Source organism: Pseudomonas sp. LTJR-52, assembly GCF_003691465.1.
In the GTDB taxonomy this organism is placed as follows: Bacteria; Pseudomonadota; Gammaproteobacteria; order Pseudomonadales; family Pseudomonadaceae; genus Chryseomonas; species Chryseomonas luteola.
Genome location: NZ_CP033105.1, coordinates 3,883,181 through 3,908,361, shown reverse-complemented (window position 1 = coordinate 3,908,361; position 25,181 = coordinate 3,883,181). Strand labels below are relative to the sequence as shown.

Annotated in this window: 15 protein-coding genes; 10 read left to right on the top strand and 5 right to left on the bottom strand. The window is 56.6% G+C overall.

Going from position 1 to position 25,181, the window contains the following annotated elements; genetic code table 11:
- Nucleotides 1-32 precede the first annotated feature (32 nt).
- Together mscK and EAW52_RS18190 are read right to left on the bottom strand one after the other, a co-directional pair.
- Nucleotides 33-3,356, bottom strand: a complete 3,324-nt coding sequence (mscK, locus tag EAW52_RS18195; RefSeq protein WP_122043463.1) for a mechanosensitive channel MscK — start codon at nucleotides 3,354-3,356, stop codon at nucleotides 33-35.
- Between the two features lie 93 nt (nucleotides 3,357-3,449).
- Entirely contained in the window at nucleotides 3,450-5,186 is a 1,737-nt protein-coding gene (locus tag EAW52_RS18190) for a potassium/proton antiporter (RefSeq protein WP_122043462.1), read from the bottom strand.
- Nucleotides 5,187-5,340: 154 nt separating this feature from the next.
- On the opposite strand from EAW52_RS18190, the gene EAW52_RS18185 reads away from it, so the two are divergent.
- Complete coding sequence (locus tag EAW52_RS18185; protein ID WP_122043461.1) at nucleotides 5,341-6,186, top strand: 23S rRNA (adenine(2030)-N(6))-methyltransferase RlmJ; 846 nt, start codon at nucleotides 5,341-5,343, stop codon at nucleotides 6,184-6,186.
- 56 nt (nucleotides 6,187-6,242) lie between these two features.
- Here the strand turns inward: EAW52_RS18185 and EAW52_RS18180 are convergent, their stop codons facing one another.
- The 3 genes from EAW52_RS18180 to aceE all read right to left on the bottom strand — a co-directional run bounded on the left by EAW52_RS18180 (nucleotide 6,243) and on the right by aceE (nucleotide 13,947).
- Nucleotides 6,243-8,930, bottom strand: coding sequence for a bifunctional diguanylate cyclase/phosphodiesterase (locus EAW52_RS18180; protein WP_122043460.1), 2,688 nt, complete (start codon nucleotides 8,928-8,930; stop codon nucleotides 6,243-6,245).
- 349 nt (nucleotides 8,931-9,279) lie between these two features.
- Complete coding sequence (gene aceF / locus EAW52_RS18175; RefSeq protein WP_122043459.1) at nucleotides 9,280-11,274, bottom strand: dihydrolipoyllysine-residue acetyltransferase; 1,995 nt, start codon at nucleotides 11,272-11,274, stop codon at nucleotides 9,280-9,282.
- Between the two features lie 27 nt (nucleotides 11,275-11,301).
- Entirely contained in the window at nucleotides 11,302-13,947 is a 2,646-nt protein-coding gene (gene aceE, locus EAW52_RS18170) for a pyruvate dehydrogenase (acetyl-transferring), homodimeric type (RefSeq protein ID WP_122043458.1), read from the bottom strand.
- A gap of 232 nt (nucleotides 13,948-14,179) precedes the next feature.
- On the opposite strand from aceE, the gene glnE reads away from it, so the two are divergent.
- The 9 genes from glnE (at nucleotide 14,180) to EAW52_RS18125 (ending at nucleotide 25,177) form a co-directional block, all read left to right on the top strand.
- Nucleotides 14,180-17,149, top strand: a complete 2,970-nt coding sequence (glnE, locus tag EAW52_RS18165; protein WP_122043457.1) for a bifunctional [glutamate--ammonia ligase]-adenylyl-L-tyrosine phosphorylase/[glutamate--ammonia-ligase] adenylyltransferase — start codon at nucleotides 14,180-14,182, stop codon at nucleotides 17,147-17,149.
- Nucleotides 17,150-17,162: 13 nt separating this feature from the next.
- A complete protein-coding gene (locus EAW52_RS18160; RefSeq protein ID WP_010797051.1) occupies nucleotides 17,163-18,086 on the top strand; it encodes a branched-chain amino acid transaminase in 924 nt (307 codons plus the stop codon).
- Nucleotides 18,087-18,145: 59 nt separating this feature from the next.
- Nucleotides 18,146-19,180, top strand: coding sequence for a lipopolysaccharide heptosyltransferase II (gene waaF, locus EAW52_RS18155; RefSeq protein ID WP_122043456.1), 1,035 nt, complete (start codon nucleotides 18,146-18,148; stop codon nucleotides 19,178-19,180).
- Nucleotides 19,181-20,248 (top strand): lipopolysaccharide heptosyltransferase I, encoded by a 1,068-nt coding sequence (gene waaC / locus EAW52_RS18150; protein ID WP_122043455.1) that lies wholly within the window; start codon nucleotides 19,181-19,183, stop codon nucleotides 20,246-20,248.
- Between the two features lie 73 nt (nucleotides 20,249-20,321).
- Nucleotides 20,322-21,443, top strand: coding sequence for a glycosyltransferase family 4 protein (locus EAW52_RS18145; protein WP_122044859.1), 1,122 nt, complete (start codon nucleotides 20,322-20,324; stop codon nucleotides 21,441-21,443).
- A complete protein-coding gene (rfaP, locus tag EAW52_RS18140; RefSeq protein ID WP_122043454.1) occupies nucleotides 21,440-22,246 on the top strand; it encodes a lipopolysaccharide core heptose(I) kinase RfaP in 807 nt (268 codons plus the stop codon). Before EAW52_RS18145 ends, rfaP begins: the two co-directional genes overlap by 4 nt.
- Nucleotides 22,246-22,977 carry a lipopolysaccharide kinase InaA family protein gene (locus tag EAW52_RS18135; protein WP_019364010.1) on the top strand — a complete coding sequence of 244 codons (732 nt, stop codon included), beginning with the start codon at nucleotides 22,246-22,248 and terminating at the stop codon, nucleotides 22,975-22,977. The genes rfaP and EAW52_RS18135 overlap by 1 nt, the downstream gene beginning before the upstream one ends.
- Nucleotides 22,974-23,729, top strand: coding sequence for a lipopolysaccharide kinase InaA family protein (locus tag EAW52_RS18130; protein ID WP_122043453.1), 756 nt, complete (start codon nucleotides 22,974-22,976; stop codon nucleotides 23,727-23,729). The genes EAW52_RS18135 and EAW52_RS18130 overlap by 4 nt, the downstream gene beginning before the upstream one ends.
- Entirely contained in the window at nucleotides 23,726-25,177 is a 1,452-nt protein-coding gene (locus EAW52_RS18125; protein WP_122043452.1) for a lipopolysaccharide kinase InaA family protein, read from the top strand. Before EAW52_RS18130 ends, EAW52_RS18125 begins: the two co-directional genes overlap by 4 nt.
- Nucleotides 25,178-25,181 lie beyond the last annotated feature (4 nt).

The following is a 25,181-nucleotide window of genomic DNA, read 5'->3' as shown; positions in this document are numbered from 1 at the left end:
TATTTATCTAGACAGCGTAAAACGTGCCCTGATCATTCCTTCTGTCCAGAGTAGGTCGGAGAAGGCACTTCATCCTTGCTCAAGGTGCGCTCAGATCCTTCCCTATTCTTTACAGACACTTCCAGCTGGCGAAAGGCGATCTCTATATTGTTCTCCCTGAACAGTCGCTCGATGCTGCGGTTGATTTCATCAGTAGCAAAGCCGCGATCGCCCAACTCCCGCACGTGAACGCGTAACTCATGATTCAGTGTGTTCTCACCAAACGCCTGTAGCAGGACCATTGGTTCTGGATCATGCAAAACCCTGGGATTGTCGTAGGCGGCCTTATAGAGCAGCTCGCGTACTTTTTCCAGATCGGAGCCGTTGGCCACATTAACCAGCAGCGTGATACGCGTCATGGTGTCTGTCAGCGTCCAGTTGATGAGCTGACTCGTCACGAACGTCTTGTTAGGCACAATGACGGATTTGTTGTCAGCATCGGTGATATGGGTCGCCCGAATCTGAATGCGTTTGACTGTGCCTGTAACATTACCGATGGTAATCAGGTCGCCGATTCGAACAGGGCGTTCGAACAGGATGATCAGGCCGGAAATGAAGTTACCGAATATCTCCTGAAGGCCAAAACCCAAACCAACCGAGAGGGCCGCTGCCAGCCACTGGAGTTTGTCCCAGCTAACGCCCAGCGTGGAGAGCGAACTGATAACACCCACGCTAATGATTACATAGGACAATAGCGTCGTGGTTGCATACGCGGTCCCTTGCGCCAGGCTCAGGCGGGAAAGTACCACAACCTCAAGCAGGCCGGGCAGGTTGCGTGCCAGTGCAAAGGTGAGGCCTGCAAAGATGACCGCTTTGATGACGTCTCGCAGGGTAATCGGCATCATGGTTGCCGACTCACCCGTACCGCTCGTGTACTGGTAAAGCGTGACGTTATCCAGGTATGAGAAGACTGCCACCACGTCCACCCAGACCCAATACAGTACTCCTAGGAAGCCTAACCATAGGGCAAGGCGGATTAGACGTAAGGACTGCTGATTGACCTGCTCCATATCCAGCGCAGGCTCTTCTATGGCTTCACCGGTTTCACCCGCCTCCTGCATGCTCTGTCGCTTGGCCAGGGCGCGATGATAGGCGAGGCGTCTTGCGGCCACGCTTAAGCCCCGCGAGAAGGCGGCTTCGAGAATGACCCAGCAGAGCAGCAGATACAGCGTATCGATAAGCCGGTCGGTCAGTTTCAGTGAGGTGTAGTAGTAGCCTAGGCAAACAGCCAGGAACAGTCCGGCCGGAATGGCGGTAATGATCAGTCCAAACATCAGCCGGAAGAAGGGCAGACGTTCTCGAGCCGCCGTGTTAAGCAAGGAGCGACCCAGCATCCAGGACATGCTGGCATAGCAGATCAGAACAATAAGAATACCCAGTACGTCTTCAGACAGGCTTGTCAGCTGACGTTGGGCAATAGCTGCTACGGCCATTAATGCCAAGGCCAATAGGCCCAGACGCCTGACCAGGCGGCGCATGGAATCTACTTGTGCGCGTGACCAGCGGAAATGGGTCTCTGCAACACCTCCACCTTCCAGTAGGCGGTAAACGGTATAGAACACCAGCCAGCCGGCAGCCATCTCCATAAGCGCTGCGCCAATGGATGCGTTCACGCCCCGCTTGTCGCCCTCAAGGGCAACGCCGATCAAACCTAGCGACAGGCTGACAGGAAGAGTCAGCAGCACGGTCAGAACGATCGCGAGCGGCGTGTGTAGCTGGCTGTCACGCTGAAAATGCCCGATGTCCTTGTTCAGGGCATTAAGTTTTTCGTAAAGATACCGGCGCTTCCACAGTAGCGTTGCAATAGCAAGGATGAGAGGCAGAAACAGCCAGGGGCGTTCGGCCAGGCCAGCTGACAGCTCACCTACGCTGGCGCGCCAAGGCACATTTGCAATCTGTTCGACCAACGACTTGGGCGCATCCTTGAGCCAGCCCCAATCCAGTGGACGATTGCTGGGAATCCAGAACATCTGCTCATCAAGCGTTGAGCGGAGGCTTTCGCTGGTCGCTAACAGTTGCTGCTGGTTCAGCTGAAGCGTAATTGACTCACTTAACAACGCGCTTAGTTCGGTACTTAGGCGATCCTGCAGGTCCGCTCGGGTTCTGATCAGTTCCAGTAGTTTCTTGCGAAGCTCAGGCGTCGTCTGCTCGGGTGGCATCTGAGCCATGACCTTGTCCAGGTAATCCCAAGGGTTGGCGATTTGCGTGCGCTGCTGGTTCAAGTCGAACTGGTATAGACGTATATCGGCAATCTCGTCCGTCAGTCCCTTGGTTGCTTCGACCGTTGGCAGGGAGGCCCGCTGTTGATAGAGCAGTTTGGAAAGCAGCAGGCTGCCTTTCAGGACATTGATCTGCTGCTGCATGGTCTCGCCGGTCTGCTTGAGCTGATCAAGTCGCTGCTTGATTTCAAGATTGTTTCGAGTGAGCTCATTCAGGCGATCCGTCGCACGCAAGAGGTAGTCGGAAAGCTTGAGGTTAAGATTTGTTTCGCTGGTCAGGACATCGTTACTACCTGCTGTCTTCTGCGATTCACGAGACAGGGCGGCAAAGGTTTCCTCTGACTGCTGGCGACGTTTGCTGCTGATGAGGGCTTGCAGATCGAGACTTTCTTTCTCGATCAGTTTGACACGCTCCGTGTAGAGTTCACGTTGAATGGTGCCAAGATCTTGCAGCGTGCTGTTGCCCGAAAGTTCCTGCTTACGCAGTTGAATCAGTGCGTTGCGTTCCGCCTGTTCGGCTAATAGCTGATTGCGACGTTCAGGCGTAATGGGCTTACCACTTTCCTTGCCACTCTTGAGAATGTCGGCAATGGTCTGTACCCGCATTTGCGCATTGCTGATTTCGACCTGGGCACGCTCGGGTCGTGTTTGCGATGTGATGACTAGTGTATTGGCATCATTCAGGGCGTTCTGCCAGTCGTTGAGCTGTGAGTTGCGCTGGCTTTGAAGATTCTCCAACTCCTGGGGACTGGCGTTGGCATAGCGTTGGGTAACTGGCGGCTTATCCTGCTCGGTTTGGAGTTTGGCCAGGTCCTTCTGGGCATCTTTGATCAGCTGCGGTGCTTGTGTGATCTTGCGTTTTACATCCGCTAGGTCCTGCTCATGCTGATCCTTCTGGTCTAGCAGCTGCAGCGTATTTTTCAGAATGTCCTGAACGGTCTGCTGATCGGAGGCAGAAAGCTTCCGGTCAGCCAACGTGTCCAGGCTATGCTGAATCTGCTTGGCATCAGGCAGGTTGGATTCTTGTGAATAAGCGAGCGGAAAGTTGAGACAAAAGCCCAACAACACGATCTTGAGCAGAATACGCAAGGCGAGCATGATCACATCTTGGCAGCAGGAAAGGCGAGGAGGTTAAATCCCCGCCTTTGCTGACGCAACTGCTCTTGTCGGTCGAGCCGACTACCGCACGAATCAGAGGAAAAGAGCAGGTCCTGAACGGCCTTCTGGGAACTTGACCCCAATTTTTCTCACACGATTGCCTTCAAGCGAAGCGACTGTCCAGGTCAGGCCGCTCCATTCGATCTGGTCACCAATGACCGGCTCACCGCCAATGCGCTGGGTAATAAAGCTTCCCAACGTCTGCTCCCCATCCAGCTCGCCAAGGTTAAGACCATACAGCGAGGCCACCGCCTTAAGCTCTGCGTTGGCTTCCAGTACGAAATCACCAAAGAAGCGCTGGCCTCGCTCTGGTGCTTGACTGAACAACTTGCCCAGGGCTGAGAGATCATACTCATGACCAATGACACACAGGATGTCGCCTGCTTCCAGCTTGGTACTGCCGGAAGGGTGTAGGAGCTGTTCCCCGCGGAAGAGCGCCGCGATACGAGTATTGGGCGGCATTTTCAACTCGCGAAGCGCTGCGCCAATACACCATTTCTCCTTGCCCAGGCGGTAGACGAAAAGCTCCCATTCACTGGTGGGATGCACCTGCAGGCCGGAGCGCGAGAAAGGGACAGGCTCTGGCGGTACGGTAACGCGCAGCCACTTTGCCGCGAGCGGCAGGCTTGAACCTTGTAACAGCAGTGAAACCAGAACGATAAAGAAGGCTACGTTAAAGAACAGCTGGGCCTGGGGCAGGCCTGCCATCATAGGGAAAACAGCCAGGATGATCGGTACCGCTCCGCGTAGCCCTACCCATGAGATGAAGAGTTTTTCGCGACCATGGAACGCTTTAAAGGGAAGCAGGCCTACAAAGACTGACAGGGGGCGCGCGATCGCGATCATCCAAAGGGCCAGGCCCAGAGCGGGCAGGGCAATGGGGAGCAGATTGTGCGGCTCTACCAAGAGCCCCAGCACCAGGAACATGCCGATCTGTGCCAACCAAGCCATGCCGTCCAGCATATGTAGCATGCCGTGGCGGCTCCGAATTGGTCGGTTGCCCATAACCAGACCCGCCAAATACACCGCCAAGATGCCACTACCATGAGCTGCGTTGGTAATGGCAAAAATGAACAAGCCTCCACTGACTGCCAGTAGCGGATAGAGACCATCGGCCAGTTGCATACGGTTGATAAGCTGCAGCAGTAACCAACCACCCCCCAGGCCAAGCAGGCTGCCAATGGCGAATTCACGTACGAAGTTCCAGACGAGCCCCCAGCTGAAGCCTGTCTGGCCGCTGGCCAGAAGCTCGATCAGCGTGACGGTAAGAAAGACCGCCATAGGGTCATTGCTGCCTGACTCGATTTCAAGGGTTGCGGTAACACGCTCATTGAGCCCGCGCCCGCCAAGCAGTGAAAATACTGCAGCAGCATCGGTCGAGCCGACAATGGCGCCGATCAGCAGTCCTTGCAGGATATTCAGGTCGAAAAGCCATGCCGCCATAGCGCCTGTTAACCCGGCGGTAATCATTACGCCCACGGTTGCCAGGGACAGTGCTGGCCAGAGCGCCACTCGGAAACTGGATACGCGTGTACGCATACCGCCGTCCAGCAGAATGATCGCCAGGGCAAGATTGCCTACCAGGTAGGCGAGGGGGTAGTTATTGAAATTGATATGACCAGGGCCGTCTACGCCTGCCAGCATCCCGACTGCAAGAAAAATCACAAGAATGGGAATGCCCAGGCGCGAGGAAAGCGAGCTGACCAGAATGGAGAGACCGACCAGGACCGCGCCAATCAAAAATAGGCTATTGATTGTGACGGCATCCAAATCGAAACTCCTGCATAGTGGGTAGGCGCGATGCGCTGGATTCTTGATTTAACCTGTTGATTCGGCAAGCTGTCAAAATTAATGCCAGATTCTTTTGAGCCATGCGACGAACAGGGGACTTCCAGTACACTGCGCGCCTTCACAGGAGCGAATCATGAATTACCGACACGCCTTCCATGCCGGAAACCATGCCGATGTGCTGAAGCACTTTGTACTGTCTCGCGTATTGATGTTGCTGGGGCGCAAGGAAACACCCTACGCCTATCTGGACACACATTCGGGCATAGGGCTTTACGATCTGCTGGGAGATCAGGCTAGCCGTACCGGTGAATGGCAAGATGGAATAGGCCGACTCTGGGAGGCGAAAGACCTCCCTGATCCGCTTGTCGCTTACAAGGAGGCTGTCGCTGCTCTTAATAGTGATGGGGCGTTGCGCTTCTACCCGGGGTCACCCGAAATCGCTCGGCGCTTTTCCCGTCCCCAGGATCGTTTGCACTTGAATGAGCTGCATCCTGAAGATGCTCTGCTGCTCAAGGAAAACATGGGGCAAGAAAGACGGATCGCTGTTCATCATCGGGACGGCTGGCTGTTACCCAAAGCACTGCTGCCCGTGCAGGAGAAACGCGCTGTGCTCTTGATCGATCCTCCTTTTGAAAAGGTGGACGAGTTTGAGCGGTGTTCAATGGCATTAAAGGAAAGCATTGCCCGTATGCGGCAGATCGTGACCGCTATCTGGTATCCCATCAAGGATCAGCGTCAGCTCAAGCGGTTTTATCAGGATCTGCAAAAGAGTAATGCACCCAAACTTCTACGTGCCGAACTCTGGATACATCCCGCCGACAATCCTGTGGGGCTCAATGGCTCTGGTATGGTGATTTCCAACCCCCCGTGGGGTCTGGAAGACGAACTCAGAAGCGTTTTGCCCTGGCTTGCCAAACAACTGGGACAAAGCCAGCCTAGCTGGAAGCTGGACTGGCTGATCGAGGAAAAAAGCACCTGATGTAGCCGGGGTTGGCTACCTTCCTCGATTCCAAGGCCTTACAACAGGCGGCGCGACTAGATCTTGTTAAGGTTCAGATAGCGACGAAGGCTATCAAGCAGCTCGTTACCAGGAATGGGACGGTCAAACAGATAACCCTGGCCTACGTCGCAATGATGGCGACGTAGAAAGCTCAGCTGTTGTGTCGTTTCGATACCTTCAGCCACAACCTTGAGTCGCAGGTTATGGGCCATGGCCACTACGGCCGACGTGATCTCCATATCGTCCTGATTGGCCGGAATGTCCTTGATAAAGCTTCGGTCGATCTTGATGACATCGATCGGGAATTTCTTGAGGTAGCTGAGCGACGAATAGCCCGTACCAAAATCGTCCATGGCCAAGCTGAGCCCGATTTGCTTCATCTCCTCTAGCTGCTGGCGTGTCTCATCGGTTGCATCCAGAAGCAGGCTTTCGGTCAGTTCAAGCTCAAGGCGATGAGGAGGGAGGCGTTCTTCAATTAGAATGCTTCTGATTGAGCTGACAAGCTCCTGATCAGTGAACTGTTTGGGAGAAAGGTTGATGGCCATCTGTAAATGGCCCAGGCCAGCGGCATCCAGCGCCTTGATTTGCCTGCAGGCTTCCCGAATGACCCATTTACCAATCGGGATGATCAGACCGGTCTCTTCCGCCACGCTGATGAACTGATCGGGTCGTATCATGCCCCGTTCGGGGTGATTCCAGCGCAACAGCGCTTCAAGCCCCAGCAGTTGGGCGCTTTTGAGGCAGATCTTTGGCTGGTAATGAACCTCCAGCTCGTTGAGTTCGAGGGCTCGACGAAGGTTATTCTGCATGAACAGCTTGTGACTGGCTTCGGTCACCAGCGATTGTGTATAGACCTGTACCCGGTTTCCGCCGCTGGCCTTGGCCTTGTGCAGCGCCAGGCCTGCATGCTTCATGAGCGTTTGCGAGTCTTTACCGTGATCAGGGGTAACGGTCAGGCCAATCGAACAACTGACCAGCGTCGGTTGGCTTTCAACATAGATGGGCTTTTCGAGCATGCTTAGCAGCGCGCTCGCGACATCCAGACCTTCCTGGGCATCCATCTGCTCAAGCAGCACGGCAAACTCATTACTGGCGATCCGTGCGATCAGCGTACTTTGCCCCAGTGAGCTTTGCAGGCGTCTGGCCAGGCTGACCAGCAGGTTATCGCCAGCTTCATGACCCAGGCTGTCATTGATTCGTTTGAAGTGATCAATGTCGATCAGCATCAGGCAGTTATGGATATCCTCCCGTCCTGCCAGGCGTTTTTCCAGGCGATCAATGAAGTAGTGACGATTGGCCAGCCCTGTCAGGCTGTCACGATAAGCCAGCTTTTCCATATTTTGCTGGGTCAGCTTGGCCTGGGTGATGTCCTCGAAGATACCAATGTAGTGGGTCAGCTCACCGTTGTCTGAGTAGACTTTGGAAAGCGAAAGATGGCCCCAGTAGGAGATCTGGTCCTTGCGCTGGCAGCGAAGCTCGCCTTGCCAGCTGTTCTGTTTTTCCAGGGCCGCATAGGCGTCGGGTAGAAGTTCCGACCAGTTGGTCAATGCCGGTAGCTCACTGATGGGCTGACCGCAGACTTCTTCGGCAGTGTACTGGGTAATGGTTGTAAAGCTGGGGTTGATGTATTCGATCTCCCCTTTGCGATTGACCAGCAGAAAAGCATTGGCGCTCTGCTCAACCGCCCGTTGGAACAGATGCAGGGCATGGGTGGCACTGCGGCGCTCCTGGCTATCAAGCACTTTGGCGTACTGATCGGCCAATTCGCAGGCAAACGCAATTTCATCGTTCTGCCAGATTCTGGGCTGGTCGGTTTGCTCAAGGCGAAGGATGCCTAATACCCGGCCATCTACACGTATGCAGATATCCAGAAGCGAGCGAATGTCATGGGCGAGCAGATACGGCTTGGTCCATTCGCGTGTACGAAGATCGTGTTGAGCATCCTGCGCATCGATTGATCGGGCCTTATGAAGCGCCTCCACATACGCCGGAAAATCATCCAATGACCAAGAGGAGACAGACGACGTATTAGGAGATTCGCCATGGGTGTAGACAGGGCGTAAATGGTTTTCGCCCACCTGCCACACACTGGCTCGTTTCACGCTACAGGTTTCACTGGCTGCACGAGTGATCAGTTGGGCCGCTTCCTGAAGCGGGTCGCTGGAGCTGTAGGCGTGTTGTGTCAATTCAAGCAAAAGATTGCGGTGTGCTCTTACCCGTTCAACACGAGCTTGTTCCTGTACGCAGGACTGCTCAAGAAGATCCAGCGAGGCTTTAAGATCCCTGTTTTGCGCCATCAGCGTAGTAGTCAGTCGCTCGGCCTCTGAAGCCAGCTCTACAGGAATCAGGTAGCCGTGCAGGATTTCACGACCATGGCGGGAGATTGCCTCGCCAATTTCAACCATTGACGTCGCGCCTGCCGGTGCGTGCAGGGTATAGCGAATGACGTAATGGCGGCGCTTGAGCAATTGCTGCTGTATGGCATCGTGCAGGTGATAGCGTGCCGCAGGCTCCATGAGGCTGGCGTAAGGCGACTCGAGAAGCGAGCAAAGCTCATAGGCAGGCAGCCCCAGACTTTTTTCACATGCCTGGTCTAGATCCAGCAGCGCCCAGCTGGGCTCATTGAGCCGCTCGAAGCGCAACATCCCCAGCTGTGCGGGCACAGGCGGCTGCATAGCAACCTCGGCCACTGAGAGACTGGCAGCATCAGGATGAATCTTCATGCGGCGGTTCGCTTCCAACGGCCCTTGATAAGGGGCGCGTACTTATGGGTTATGCCAAGTCGACTTAACGAAAGGGCGTACAGTAAGCCAATCCGGTTTTATTTGCAGTGACTGTCTTCTGGATTCCGCCAGAACGAGGCACCCATAAGTCCTTTCAGGGAGCAAGGGTGCATCAAGCCAACCACACTGACAAGCGTCTCGATAAAACAGACAGCAGCTTGGTATTAAGAAGCTTTATCGATCCAGCAAGTCAAATTCTTTAAAAAAAACCCTGCCGGGGTGGCAGGGTTCCAGATGACCGAGCATTTCATCGGCCAGACGGTTGCCGGCAGATGCCGGCATCGTCTCTTTACAGCAGCAGGCCGCGAATTTCGGCCAGTAGGTCGCCCAGTCGCTTGGTGAAGCGGGCCGCCGCAGCGCCATTGATCACACGGTGATCATAGGAGAGCGAAAGCGGCAGCATCAGGCGCGGCTGGAAGGCCTTGCCGTCCCATACTGGTTGCATGGTGGCCTTGGATACTCCCAGGATTGCCACTTCCGGTGCGTTGACGATCGGCGTGAAGCCGGTGCCGCCAATATGGCCGAGGCTGGAGATCGTGAAGCAGGCCCCTTGCATGTCGTCGCCGGAAAGCTTCTTGTTGCGTGCTTTCTCAGCCAGTTGAGCGGCTTCGGCAGCCAGCTGCAGAAGACTCTTCTGATCGACGTTGCGAATGACAGGTACCAGCAGCCCATCCGGCGTGTCCACGGCAAAGCCAATGTGCACGTATTTCTTGCGGATAATGGCCTTGCCACTCGGTGCGAGCGAGGCATTGAAGTCCGGCAATTCCTTGAGCACATGGGCGCAGGCCTTGAGCAGGAACGGCAGGATGGTCAGCTTGACGCCCGCTTTTTCTGCCACAGCCTTCTGACCCACACGGAAGGCTACAAGATCAGTGACATCAGACTGATCGAACTGCGTTACGTGAGGCACGTTCAGCCAGCTGCGATGCAGATTGGCAGCACCTACCTGCATCAGGCGTGTCATCGGAACTTCTTCGATTTCGCCAAACTTGCTGAAGTCCACGGTCGGAACCGGAGGAATTCCGGCGCCACCGGTAGCTGCCGCTGCGGCCGGAGCAGATTTGCTCTTTTGCAGCTGATCCTTTACGTACGACTGGACGTCTTCCTTGAGAATACGTCCTTTCGGACCAGTTGGCGTCACTTCGCTCAGCTCGACGCCAAACTCGCGTGCCAGCATCCGTACAGCCGGGCCAGCATGCACTTTCTTGCCAGGCTGGCCGGTGGGCGTGGGCGCTTGCGGTGCCTTGGCCGGCGCTGGGCTTGGGCTCGCCTGCTTTTGTGCAGGAGCTGCATTTTGCTGAGCCGGTGCAGGCTTCTCAGCCTTTTTCTTCGGTGCTGCGCCTTGAACCTTCAAGGTCAGAATCAGATCGCCAGTTTTGGCCTGATCACCTACCTTGATGGAAACGCTTTCCACCACGCCCGCCTTGGGCGCCGGGATTTCCATGCTGGCCTTGTCGGACTCCAGGGTAATCAGCGACTGGTCCGCTTCTACCGAGTCACCCGCTTTGACCATCACTTCGATCACATTGGCGCTACCGGTCGAGCCGATGTCAGGCACCTTGATCTCTTCAGTGCTCTCGCCAGCAGGCTCTTCGTCGGCCGTCTCGTGCAACTCAGGCTCGGCTGCCTGTACGGCAGGCTTGTCACTGGTGGATTGAGCCGGCACGGAGGAGGCGTTGCCGCTTCCCTTAAGCACCAGAATCAGGTCACCTGTACCTACTTCATCACCCACCTTGACGGCGATACTTTCAATTACGCCGGCTGCAGGGGAAGGGATCTCCATGCTGGCCTTGTCGGATTCCAGCGTAATCAAGGTTTGTTCGGCTTCGATCCGGTCGCCAACCTTGACTGGAAGTTCGATGATGTTGGCTTTGCCACTGGTGCCGATATCCGGCACATGGATTTCCTGGGCGGCGCCGGTACCTGCCTGATCGTCTTCCTTGGCGGACGCGGATGGATCCTCGTCACCTGGAGGCGTTGGCATTTCGACTTCATCGTCAGCAGCGCCTGCAGCAACAGCCATGGGCTCGGCTGCATCGGTTTCACCCGATGCGCCATCTTCCATGTCCAGCAGCAGGTCGCCGGTTTTCAGCGTATCGCCCAGCTTGACGTGCAGCGCAGCGATCTTGCCGGCCTTGGGCGCGGGAATCTCCATGCTGGCCTTGTCGGACTCAAGCACGACGAGGCTTTGCTCAGCCTCGACGGTGTCGCCCACCTTGACCAGAATTTCGATGATCTCGCCTTCGCCACTGCCGATATCAGGTACGCGAATGGTTTCACTCACAATAATTTCTCCTTTTCACCGTCGGCATCAGCAATCAAGCGGGTTGCGCTTGAGCGGATCGATACCGAACTTGGTGATGGCATCCGCTACGACCTGACGCTCGATAGCGCCACGATCGGCCAAGGCTTGCAGAGCAGCCAGGGCGACCCAGTGGCGATCCACTTCAAAGAAGTGACGCAGTTTCTTGCGCGAGTCGCTGCGGCCGAAACCGTCAGTGCCCAGCACCTGGTATTCCTTGGATGGAACCCACTGGCGAACCTGGTCGGCGAACAGCTTCATGTAGTCGGTAGAAGCAATGACCGGGCCTTCACGACCTTCCAGGCACTGCTGGATATAGGCCTTGCGGGGCTCTTCCAGCGGATGCAAGCGGTTCCAGTGGTCAACTGCCAGGCCATCACGGCGCAGCTCGTTGAAGCTGGTGACGCTCCAGATGTCTGCACCGATACCCAGTTCGCGCAGAAGGGCCTTCGCTTCGCGAACTTCGCGCAGGATAGTGCCCGAGCCCAGGAGCTGAACGCGATGCTTGAAATCGCCGGTTTCTTCTTCCAGGAGATACATACCCTTGATGATGCCTTCCTCGGCACCTTCAGGCAGCGCGGGCTGCTGGTAGTTCTCGTTCATGACCGTGATGTAGAAGAACACGTTCTTCTGCTCTTCGGTCATCTGGCGAATGCCTTCGCGAATGATGACCGCCAGCTCGTAGGCATAGGTGGGGTCGTACGTGCGGCAGTTCGGAATGGTTGCTGCCAGGATATGGCTGTGACCGTCTTCGTGCTGCAGACCTTCACCGTTCAGCGTAGTACGACCGGCAGTACCGCCAATCAGGAAACCACGCACCTGACTATCGCCAGCGGCCCAGGCTAAGTCGCCGATACGCTGGAAACCGAACATCGAATAGTAGATGTAGAACGGCAGCATGGGCTGGTTGTACGTGCTGTAAGACGTACCCGCCGCAATAAAGGAGCTCATGGCGCCTGCTTCGTTGATGCCTTCTTCGAGGATCTGGCCTTTCTTGTCCTCGCGGTAGAACATCACCTGATCCTTGTCGACAGGCTCGTAGAGCTGACCGACGGAGGAGTAGATGCCAAGCTGACGGAACATGCCTTCCATACCAAAGGTACGGGCTTCGTCCGGAATAATCGGGACGATGCGGCTACCCAGGTCCTTGTCTTTGACCAGTTGGGACAGGATGCGAACGAAGGCCATGGTGGTGGAGATCTCACGATCGCCAGAGCCGTCCAGGATAGCTTTCAACGTTTCCAGCGGTGGTGTCGGAATACTGATGCTGGTAGTGCGACGCTGCGGTACCGAGCCGCCTAGCGCTTCGCGACGCTTGCGCAGATACTTCATTTCCGGGCTGTCTTCGGCAGGACGGAAGAAGGGCAGGTCGGCCAGCTGATCATCGTTCAGCGGAATGTCGAAGCGGTCGCGGAATTTCTTCAGGCTCTCCACATCGATCTTCTTGGTGTTGTGGGCGATGTTCTTCGCTTCACCCGCACCGGTGCCGTAACCCTTGATGGTCTTGGCAAGAATGACCGTCGGCTGACCCTTATGGTTGACCGCCTGATGGTACGCTGCATACACCTTGTACGGATCATGACCGCCGCGGTTGAGCTTCCAGATGTCCTCATCGGACATGTCCTCAACCATCTTCAGCAGCTCAGGGTTGGCGCCGAAGAAGTGCTTACGAACGAACGCGCCGTCCTTAGCCTTGTAATTCTGGTATTCACCGTCGATGGCTTCATCCATGCGCTGCTGCATGAGGCCGTTTTCGTCACGGGCGAACAGGGGATCCCAGAGGCGACCCCAGATAACCTTGTTCACGTTCCACTGGGCGCCGCGGAAGACGCCTTCCAGTTCCTGGATGATCTTCGCGTTACCACGAACCGGACCGTCCAGACGCTGCAGGTTGCAGTTGATCACGAAGATCAGGTTGTCCAGCTTCTCGCGACCTGCCAGAGAGATGGCGCCCAGGGTTTCCGGCTCGTCAGTCTCGCCGTCACCGATAAAGCACCAGACCTTCTGCTTGCCGGCCGGGATGAAGCCGCGGTCTTCCAGGTACTTCATGAAGCGTGCCTGATAGATCGCCGTGATCGGACCCAGACCCATGGATACGGTCGGGAACTGCCAGAAATCGGGCATCAGGTGCGGGTGCGGATAGCTCGACAGACCGTTGCCATCTACTTCCTGGCGGAAGTTGTTCATCTGGTCTTCGGTCAGGCGGCCCTCAAGGAAGGCACGTGCGTAAACGCCAGGAGAGGCATGGCCCTGGTAATACACCAGGTCGCCGCCATGCTCTTCGGTTGGCGCTTTGAAGAAGTAGTTAAAACCAATGTCGTATAGCGTAGCGGACGAAGCAAAGGTAGAAATATGGCCGCCAAGGTCCGGGTCGCGGAGGTTGGTACGAACCACCATGGCCAACGCATTCCAGCGTACCAGCGAGCGAATCCGCCGCTCCATGAAGAGGTCGCCCGGCATCTGGACTTCTTTGGTAACCGGGATCGTGTTGCGATACGGGGTGGTGATCGCGTAGGGAAGCTGTGTACCTGTCCGAGTGGCCAGCTCACCCATACGGGTCAGCAGATAATGAGCTCGGTCTTCACCTTCGCAGTCTAATACGGACTCCAGGGCGTCCAGCCATTCCTGGGTTTCGACGGGATCAAGGTCTTGCATGGCTTGCTCCAGGGCGGAAAGGCTTCCAGAATCGGTTGCCTCGGTATCGCCGCCATCCTCTTGGGGGCAGCGTGAATTCTTGGATTATGACCGGGTGGTTCCCGGCCGGCGTGTAGTTTTACTACAAAACGGCGGTCGTTTCAGCTGCTCAGGTCAATGTCCGTTATAAAACAACGACAAATTGTCGCACGGTTTGACCTTCTCCTCAGCCGTTGACTCCACAGGATAGACCATGAGCCTGCCTTCCCTCACTGCTATTCCTGATTCACTTGCCGAACCTGTAGGGTGTGCGCAGGCACGCCTCATGGAGGCACTGAACGCACAGCCTGAACGTTTGCAATATTTTTCAGCATGGCCGCCAGCGCGGCGCAGCGACCTGTCACGGGTGATAGCGGCCAGCGAGTTTGTCGCTGAGCAGATTCAGCGCGATCCGGCATTAATGCTGGATCTGGCAGGCGAGGGCCTATTCGAGCGATCGCTGCCAGCCGGCACTATTCACCAACAACTGACCGACTGTCTAGCCGGATGTTCGGATGAAAACCAACTCGGACAGCGCTTACGCCGCTTTCGGCTGCGGCACCAGGTTCGCATTATCTGGCGCGATCTGACACGTCAGGCCGACCTGCTCGAGACGTGCCGTGACCTGACCGAACTGGCCGATGCCTGTATCGATGAGGCCTACCAATGGCTGTACAAGGACCAATGCCGTCAATCCGGGGTCCCGACGGGGCATCGGACTGGAGAGCCGCAGCATATGGTTATCTTGGGAATGGGCAAGCTGGGAGCGGGCGAGCTCAACCTTTCGTCCGATATCGATCTCATTTTTGTCTACCCCGAGGGTGGCGAGACAGTAGGGGCGCGTCGTGCACTGGACAATCAACAGTTCTTCATTCGCCTAGGCCAACGGCTTATCAAGGCCCTTGATACGATTACCGTAGATGGCTTTGTCTTCAGGGTTGATATGCGCTTGCGCCCCTATGGCTCGTCAGGCGCGCTGGCGCTGAGCTTTTCGGCCATGGAGCAGTATTACCAGGACCAGGGTCGGGACTGGGAACGTTACGCCATGATCAAGGCGCGTGTTGTGGGAGGCGATCAGCAGGCCGGAGCACAACTGCTCAGCATGTTGCGCCCCTTCGTCTACCGGCGTTACCTGGACTTTTCGGCGATTGAAGCGCTGCGCAACATGAAGCAGCTGATCCAGCAGGAGGTCAGGCGCCGTGAGATGGATGACAACATCAAGCTGGGCGCAGGCGGCATTCGAGAGGTGGAATTTATTGCACAGGCCTATCAGCTGATTCATGGCGGACGGGAGCTAAGCCTGCAGCAGCGCCCATTGCTGGTAATCCTGAGCGTCCTGAAGGATCTGGGCTATCTTCCCGCCGAGGCAGCCGAGGAGATGCGAGAGGCATACTGCTTTCTCCGCTACGTGGAGCATGCGCTACAGGCGATTGGAGACCGACAAACACAGAAATTGCCTGACAGCGAGCTGGATCGTGAGCGGGTAGCTTTCATGATGGGCTTCGATAGCTGGACTGCTTTTTTGAGTCGGCTGACTCACTGGCGCACCCGTATCAACTGGCATTTTCAGCAGGTTATTGCAGACCCGGACGAGGGAGCGGACAGTCAGTCAGAAATTGGGCAGGAATGGCTACCCCTCTGGGAAGGCAGTCTTGAGGATGCAGCAGCTATCCAGCAGTTGAAGGAGGCAGGCTTGAGCAGTCCCGAGTCAGCCTGGTCACGGTTGTGTGCGCTACGAAGCAGCAGTCAGGTTCGGACCATGCAGAGAATGGGGCGAGAACGGTTGGATGCCTTTATGCCTCGGCTGTTGACTCAGATTGTTTCTCATGACGAGCCCGACCAAGCCCTGGATCGCGTTCTACCATTGATCGAGGCCGTCGCCAGACGCTCGGCATACTTAGTGCTGCTCACCGAAAACCCCGGAGCACTGGAGCGTCTGCTCCAGCTCTGCAGTGCAAGTGTGTGGATTGCAGAGCAAATCACGCGTTTCCCCGCCTTGCTGGATGAGTTACTTAACGAGGGCCGCTTGTATCGCCCACCTCAAAAGCCTGAGCTGGTCGCGGAGCTGCGGGAGCGGATGGCACGCATCCCTGAAGATGATCTGGAGCAGCAGATGGAAATGCTCCGGCATTTCAAGCGCGCTCATGGACTGCGAGTGGCAGCGTCCGAGATTGCAGGCACGCTGGCCTTGATGAAGGTCAGTGATTACCTGACCTGGATGGCGGAGGCGATTCTTGATCAAGTGCTTGAGCTGGCCTGGCGACAGATGGTTCAGCGACATGGCCGTCCGCAACGTGCCGATGGGTCGCCATGTGATCCGGACTTCGTGATCGTAGGCTACGGCAAGGTCGGCGGTATTGAGTTAGGGCACGGTTCCGACCTTGATCTGGTCTTTATTCACGATGGTGATCCGTTAGCCGAGACGGATGGCGGCAAGCCTATTGATGGTGCTCAGTTCTATACACGTCTCGGTCAGCGCATCATCCACTTCCTGACCACGTCGACCACCGCCGGAACGCTGTATGAAGTCGACATGCGCCTAAGGCCTTCTGGTGCTGCCGGGCTTCTGGTCAGTACGATCAAGGCGTTCGAGCAGTACCAGCAGAACGAGGCCTGGACCTGGGAGCACCAAGCATTGGTGCGGGCGCGGGTGCTGGCCGGCTGCCCCGTCGTCACGGCACGGTTCGAGGCTGTACGGGCTACGGTCCTGAGCCGGCATCGTGATGAGGCCAAGCTGCGTCGTGAGGTCGGCGAGATGCGGATGAAGATGCGGGAAAACTTGGGAACCAAGGCTACCTCCGGTGGATCGTCGCCGATTGCCTTCGAGGCGGGCAGGGCATTTGACCTCAAGCAGGATGCAGGCGGTATCGTCGATATTGAATTTATGGTGCAATATGCGGTTCTTGTCTGGTCCTGGCAGCATCCTGATCTGCTGCGCTTCACCGACAATATCCGCATTCTGGAAGAACTGGAGCGGGCTGGATTGATCTCGAGTCCAGATGTCCATCTGTTGCAAGAGGCTTACAAAGCCTACCGTGCTGCCGCACACCGCCAAGCCCTGCAGAAGCAGGCAGGCGTAGTGGACGGCAGCCTCTTCCATGACGAGCGACACGGCGTCATGCGGATCTGGAAGTCGCTTGCGCTCGACCCACTCGCTGCGCAGCAGTACGAATCGAATTCTTGAGGAGCTGCAAATTATGTCGATGTCCGATCGTGACGGTGTGATCTGGTATGACGGTGAAATGGTGCCGTGGCGCGATGCGACCACCCATGTTCTGACCCATACGCTGCATTATGGAATGGGTGTGTTCGAAGGCGTTCGCGCTTACAACACCCCTCAGGGCACAGCAATCTTCCGTCTACAGGCGCACACGGATCGTCTGTTCGACTCCGCCCACATCATGGGCATGAAGATGCCTTTCACCAAAGACGAGATCAACGAAGCGCACCGCGCGGTGATTCGTGATAATAACCTTGAAAGCGCCTATCTGCGTCCGATGGTGTTCTACGGATCGGAAGGCATGGGACTGCGTGCGACCGGTCTGAAGGTGCATGTGATCGTGGCTGCCTGGCACTGGGGTGCCTACATGGGTGAGGAGGCGCTGGAACAGGGCATCAAGGTACGTACCAGCTCCTATACCCGTCACCACGTGAACATCTCCATGACCCGTGCAAAGGCCAACGGACACTACATCAACTCGATGCTAGCACTGCAGGAAGCCATTTCCGGCGGTGCAGACGAGGCCCTGCTGCTGGATCCGGAAGGTTATGTGGCTGAAGGCTCCGGTGAGAATATCTTCATCATCAAGGACAATGTCATCTACACGCCTGAAGTAACGGCGTGCCTCAACGGCATCACCCGTAACACCGTGCTGACATTGGCCAAGGAGCATGGCTACGCGTTGGTTGAAAAGCGTATTACGCGTGACGAAGTCTATATTGCGGATGAAGCATTCTTTACTGGTACTGCCGCTGAAGTGACCCCTATCCGTGAAGTCGATGGACGCACCATCGGCGCCGGCCGCCGCGGTCCGGTGACCGAAACGCTGCAAAAGGCCTACTTCGATCTGGTTACCGGCAAGACTGATAGCCATGCCGAGTGGCGTACTGCAGTGAAATAAGCCGCACGTACAAGGCTCATGGTAGATACTATGAGCCTTGTATGTTGTAGCGTGAGCCTATGAGAATTCTGATAATCGGTCCTTCCTGGGTTGGCGACATGGTGATGGCGCAGACGCTGTTCAAGAGTCTGCAGGCGCTTCATCCCGGTTGTGCCATTGATGTGCTGGCGCCTGATTGGAGCCGTCCTCTGCTTGAGCGGATGCCCGAAATACGCTCGGCGCTGAGTTTTCCGCTTGGGCATGGTGCTTTTGAGCTGGCAACGCGTCGGCGTATCGGTCGTAGTCTGCGTGGTCAGTACGATCAGGCCATTCTGCTGCCAAATTCGCTCAAGTCGGCCCTGGTTCCCTATTTTGCGGGTATTCCCAAGCGCACCGGCTGGCGCGGCGAGATGCGTTTCGGCCTGCTCAATGACATAAGAATACTGGATAAGGCGCGCTACCCGCTGATGATTGAGCGCTTTATCGCACTGGCCTATCCGCCTGGGGCTGAGTTGCCCAAGCCTTATCCACGTCCCCAACTGCGAATCGAGTCTGCCAGCCGCGACGCGGCACTTGGCAAGTTTGGCCTGGAGTTGGACAGGCCGGTGTTGGCGTTATGTCCAGGTGCCGAGTTTGGTGAATCCAAGCGTTGGCCCGCAGCTCACTACGCCGAAGTGGCCAATGTAAAGATCAGGGCAGGGTGGCAGGTCTGGCTGTTCGGTTCGCAAAAGGATAATGCGGGCTGCGAGGAAATCCGCGAGCGGTTGATTCCAGGCCTGCGCGAAGAGGTCACGAACCTGGCGGGTCAGACGGCACTGGCCGAGGCTATTGACCTTATGTCCTGCGCGTCGGCAGTAGTCAGCAACGATTCTGGCCTCATGCATGTCGCCGCCGCACTGGATCGCCCGTTGGTTGCGGTCTATGGATCGACGTCCCCAGGCTTTACGCCACCTCTGGCCGAAGAGGTTGAGGTCGTACGGTTGGGTATTGAGTGCAGCCCGTGTTTTGATCGGACCTGTCGATTCGGACACTACAACTGCATGCGTCTTCTGGAGCCTGCTGCTGTGCTGCGTGCACTGGATCAACTGGTTGCTGATCCGGTCGAGGTGGAATAAGTGCGGGTGCTTTTGATCAAGACATCGTCATTGGGCGATGTGATTCATACATTGCCGGCCCTGACGGATGCCAGTCGTGCGTTTCCAGGAATTCGCTTCGACTGGGTTGTTGAAGAAGGCTTTGCCGAGATTCCATCCTGGCACCCAGCAGTGTCCCAAGTCATTCCTGTAGCGATTCGCCGGTGGCGTAAAAACCTTTTCCAGACGCTGAAAAACGGGGAGTGGTCGCGCTTCAAGGAGCGTCTGCGAGATACTCACTACGATGTGGTGATTGATGCCCAGGGGCTTCTGAAAAGTGCATGGTTGACTCGGTACGTCAAGGCGCCGGTAGTAGGGCTTTCGCGCGAGTCGATCCGCGAGCCACTGGCAAGCCGGTTTTATGACCGAACCTGCCAGGTTGCTTGGGGGCAGCATGCCGTCGAACGACTCAGGCAACTGTTTGCTCAAGCCCTGAGCTATCCCTTGCCAGAGTCCACTGGCGATTACGGACTGGATCGCACACGTCTTGCCGAGCCCCAGGCAAGCGGACCTTATGTATTGTTTCTGCATGGTACGACCTGGGCGACCAAGCACTGGCCGGAGCGCTATTGGCGCGAGCTGGCTGAAGCGGCCCGGCGGCTTGGGGTGCTGGTGCGCTTACCATGGGGCAATGACCCCGAGCGCGAAAGAGCAGAACGTATCGCTTCAGGACTTGAACATGTGTCGGTTCTCCCCAAGATGTCATTGGCTGGGGTGTCCCGCGTACTGGCTGGCGCCAGCGCCTGCGTGGCAGTTGATACAGGCCTGGGGCATCTGGCGGCTGCGCTGGATGTGCCGACATTGTCATTGTTCGGGCCGACCGATGCCAGACTGACAGGTGCCTATGGCCGTTCCCAGGTACATCTCACCAGCGATTGGGTCTGTGCGCCCTGTCTGCAGAAGCAGTGTACCTACGCTCCCTCTGAGGAGGACCGGAGACTGTTTGATGTTTCCCAAGAGCAGCCCTTGTGCTTCTCGCGTGTCAATCCGGCACGGGTTTTCGCCTCACTGGAAGCGATGCTGTCCAGCAAAGGACAGCGTTTGTGCTGAGTTATCATGGTTCGACAGGTTTGAACGTCATCACCTGCTACGGTGATCCGCTATTTTTTATGGGCATATGCTGATGCGTCTGGCTTTTGTTCTCTACAAGTACTTTCCCTTCGGGGGGCTACAGCGTGACTTCATGCGCATTGCCCAGGAGTGCCAGCGTCGTGGCCACTCTATTCGTGTCTATACGCTGATCTGGGAAGGCCCAGTACCTGAAGGATTCGACGTGCGCGTTGGGTCAGCCAAAGCGTTGTTCAATCACAAGCGCAACGAAAAGTTTACGGCCTGGTTCCAGCGCGATCTGGCCAATGATCCAGTGGATCGCATCATTGGCTTCAACAAGATGCCTGGCCTGGACGTGTATTACGCGGCCGATCCCTGCTTTGAAGAAAAGGCGCAGACACTGCGTAACCCGCTGTACCGAAAGTGGAGCCGCTATCGTCATTTTGCCGAGTACGAGCGGGCCGTGTTTGAGCCCGAGTCCAAGACCCAGGTCTTGATGATCTCGGAGGTCCAGCAGCCGTTCTTCGTCAAGCACTACGGGACGCCGGCCGAGCGTTTTCATCTGCTTCCGCCTGGTATCGCAGCAGACCGCCGCGCACCGGCCAATGCCGAAGAAATACGCAAGGCGTTTCGCCAGGAGTTCGGTCTGGACGATACGTCACTGCTGGTTGTGCAGATCGGTTCGGGCTTTAAGACCAAGGGGCTGGATCGCTCTCTGCGAGCAGTCGCTTCGCTCCCCAAGGCACTCAAGAAACGGGTGCGCCTGATTGTTATCGGGCAGGACGATCCCAAGCCGTTTCTGTTGCAGACCAAGGCGCTGGGCATTTCCGATCAAGTGGATATTCTCAAGGGACGGAGCGATATCCCGCGTTTTCTTCTTGGGGCGGATCTGTTGATTCACCCAGCTTATAACGAGAACACGGGAACGGTACTGCTGGAGGCTTTGGTGGCCGGTTTGCCTGTGCTGGTGACCGATGTCTGTGGCTATGCTCATTACATCACGGACGCCGACTGCGGCCGGGTAGTGCCTAGCCCATTTGAGCAGGAGCAGCTCAATACCCTATTGGCCGACATGCTCAGCGATGATTCGCAGCGCACTGCATGGTCCCGTAATGCCCTCGCTTATGCCAAGACTGCCGATCTGTACAGCATGCCCGAGCGGGCGGCTGATGTTATCCTGGAGCCGCGCTTGTGAAGCTTGTGCTTGAAGAGCCTTTCCGCTCCCTGTGGGCGGGTCGCGATGCCTTTGAAGCGGTAGAAGCGCTTCAGGGAGAAGTTTTTCGGGAGTTGGAAGGGCGACGTACCCTGCGTACCGAAGTCAATGGCAAGGGATATTTCGTCAAAATCCATCGAGGGATCGGATGGGGCGAGATTGCCAAAAACTTGTTGCAGTTGAAACAGCCGGTACTGGGTGCGGGGCAGGAGTGGCAGGCTTTGCAGCGCCTGCATGAGGCTGGTGTGCCTACCATGAACGCCGTGGCTTTTGGTGAGCGAGGCAGTAACCCGGCCGAGCAGCACTCTTTCATTATCACGGAGGAATTGGCACCTACCGTCAGCCTGGAAGACTTCACGCTGGCTTGGCCTGTTCAGCCTCCCAAGGCGAGTACCAAATGGGCTCTGATCGATGAGGTGGCCAGGATGACAGGCACGATGCACCGTGCAGGGGTCAACCATCGAGACTGCTACATCTGTCACTTTCTATTGTATACCGATCGGCCCGTTGAGCCGGGTACATTAAGGTTGTCACTCATCGACCTGCATCGCGCTCATACGCGAGACCAGGTGCCCAGACGCTGGCGCGACAAGGACCTGGCTGGTCTGTATTTCTCTGCACTGGGTATCGGGCTGACTCAGCGGGATTTCCTGAGGTTTCTCCGCACGTACTTTCAGCGACCATTGCGGCAGATTCTGCGTGAAGAGGCCGCGCTCCTGCAGCGATTGCAGCGCAAGGCCGAACGGCTCTACGAACGCAAGCAGCGTTACGGAGACAGGCTCTGATGGCCCAGTGGCGTATTGATCCCTCTGTGGAGCATATAGCGGAGTTTGCCAGTCTTGATCGGGTATTCACCTTGCAAGGCGAGCATTTGACCAATGACCCTCTGTCTGAAGTGATACGTGTCACTTATGAGGGGATTCGTTATTACGTCAAGCGCTATACCGGCGCAGGCAAGGGTCTGCGCCGGTATATGGGCCGTCCTCGCGTCAAGTCTGAGTGGCAAAATCTTAAACGCTTTGCCAGATGGGGTATTCCGACTGCGCCTGTCGTGGCCTGGGGACTTGAGCGCTCAGGCGGACAATTTACCCGCGGCGCCATGATAACTCGTGAAATTCCCCAGACCGATGACCTGGCTGTCATGGCCCATCACGATGATCCGCGCTTGAGTGATCCGGCCTGGGTCGATCAGTTGAGCCTGCAGTTAGCACGTGCTACTCGCACCATGCATGACCATCACTTCGCTCATAATGATTTGAAGTGGCGCAATCTGCTGGTTGATCAAGCCGGTACGCTGTACCTCATCGATTGTCCGGCAGGGGCCTTCTGGTTTGGTTCCTGGCTCAGGCGACGCATCATCAAGGATTTGGCCTGCCTGGATAAGGTCGCTAAATACAAGCTTTCACGTACGCAGCGGCTGCGATTCTACTTGCGTTACAAGGGGCGGCAGCGGCTAAGAGACTCCGACAAGGAGCGAATCGTACATGTATTGAATTACTTCAAGGGGCGCGAATGAGCGATTTCCTGTCTGCCAAAGATGCCGCCATACTAGAGCGGCACGGGCTCTCAACGTTCGAAGCGCTCTGGTCGCTTCAGCTGGAGGCGGTCGACGAGCCTAACGCCAGGCGTGGCGGCTGGAGCACAGTCTACCGGCTCGATCTCGACGAGGCGTCCTATTTCCTCAAGCGTCAAAGCAATTACCTGACGCATGACCTGCTTCATCCCCTGGGAGAGCCCACCTTTGCTCGGGAGTTTCGTAACATCCAGCGTTACAGCACGCTCGGTATTCCCGCACTGGAAGCTTCGTTCTTTGGCGAGCGCAAGGTAGGGAATGAACGCCAGGCCATTCTGCTGACGCGAGCATTGGATGGATGGCGGGATCTGGATAGCTGGCTGGCCGAATGGCCCGAACTACCCGAGCGGACACGTCATACGCTCCTGGCGGCTATAGGCGTACTTGCCAGAACCCTGCATGCAGCGGGGCGTATTCATGGCTGTTTTTATCCCAAGCACATCTTTCTTCAGGAGCAGGAAGGCGGGTTTCTAACGCGCCTGATTGACCTTGAAAAAACACGCCTGTTGCTATTAGGGCGTAAGGACAGGGTTAAGGATCTGGAGCCGCTATTAAGGCGCGCACCGGTCTGGAGCGAGGCGGAAGTCCGGCTGTTCCTGGCGGCTTATCTACAGATGGCGCCTGATAGCCGTGAAGTCGATACCTGGTTACGCAAGCTCAGCGTGCGTCGTTGCAGCAAGGAAACGCGACCATGAAACTGGATGAGCTAGCCCGGTCTGGGCGAGCCCCAGCGCTGCCTGTTCAGATTGAATTGCCTGAGGGCTCGCTGACACTGGTATCCCTCCTGCGCGTGTTACCTGGACAACGCTATGTAGGTGAGGCTCGATGGCAGGGCCGCTCGGTGCTGGCCAAGCTGTTTGTAGGCGCTCGCTCGGAGCGACACTATACGCGTGAGCGTGAAGGTTGCCGTTTACTGATCGACAACCAGCTGACAACGCCCGCTGTTGTGGCTGAAGGCTTCGAGGCCGACAAGGGCGGCTGGTTGCTGTTTGAGTTTCTGGAGAACGCAGTGAGCCTGGATGCCTTGTGGCGAAGGATCGACCAGGAGCCTCCTCTTTCTGATAGTCAGCAGGACGTCTTGAGGATGTCGCTGGCTGCCATTGGCGAGTTACATGCCAAGGGTCTCTGGCAGGACGACTTGCATCTGGACAACCTTCTTCAACAGGACGGGAACATCTACGTTATAGATGGGGCTGACATCCACGCCGAGTCCCAGGGAAAGCCCCTTTCTCAAAAGCAGGTTATGCAAAACCTAGGCGTCTTTTTCGGACAGCTGCCTGCCCGGTTTGACGCCTATATCGAAGAGTTGCTGGTGCATTACCTGCTGGTGAATGGCGAGCATGCCCTGAGACCGGAAGCGATCCAGCAGGAAGCGGTCCGTATTCGCACGTGGCGCCTAAAAGACTTTCTGGAGAAAGCCGGACGAGATTGCAGCCTGTTCAAAGTGAGCCGATCCAGTGAAGGCATTCAGGCCATGCGCCGGGACAGCGAGGCGGTGGTGGAACCGCTGTTGGCCGATCCAGACCGTTTTATTGCCCAGGGGCACCGCTACAAGGATGGCGGCGCCGCCACGGTGGCGCGTGTGGAGCATGCTGGAAATACCTATATTCTGAAGCGCTACAACATCAAAGGCTTTGGGCACTGGTTAACGCGCTTTTGGCGACCCAGCCGCGCCTGGCATAGCTGGATCCAGGGGAATCGCCTGCGCTTTCTGGGTATCGACACGCCTAAACCCTTGGGCGTAATGGAAAAGCGCTGGCTAGGTTTACGCCGGCGTGCCTACCTGATTACCGATTATGCGTCAGGGCAGGATATACTGGCGCGCTTCGAGCCGTACCGGGATAGCGCCCCACCTGAGCAAGACTTGGCCGCGTTGGATGTTCTGTTTAAGGGACTGGTTCGCGAACGAATCAGTCATGGCGATTTAAAAGGGAATAATGTGCTCTGGAATGGCAATCACTGGTCGTTGATCGACCTGGATGCCATGACTCAGCACACGAGCCAGCAGCAATTTGAGAAAGCCTTTGCACGAGACCGTGAGCGCTTTCTGCGGAACTGGCCCAAGAACAGTGCCCTGTACCGGCTGCTTGATGAACGCATTCCATCCCTGCCTGGGCGCGGGGATGATTACTCTAGAGGTTGAACCT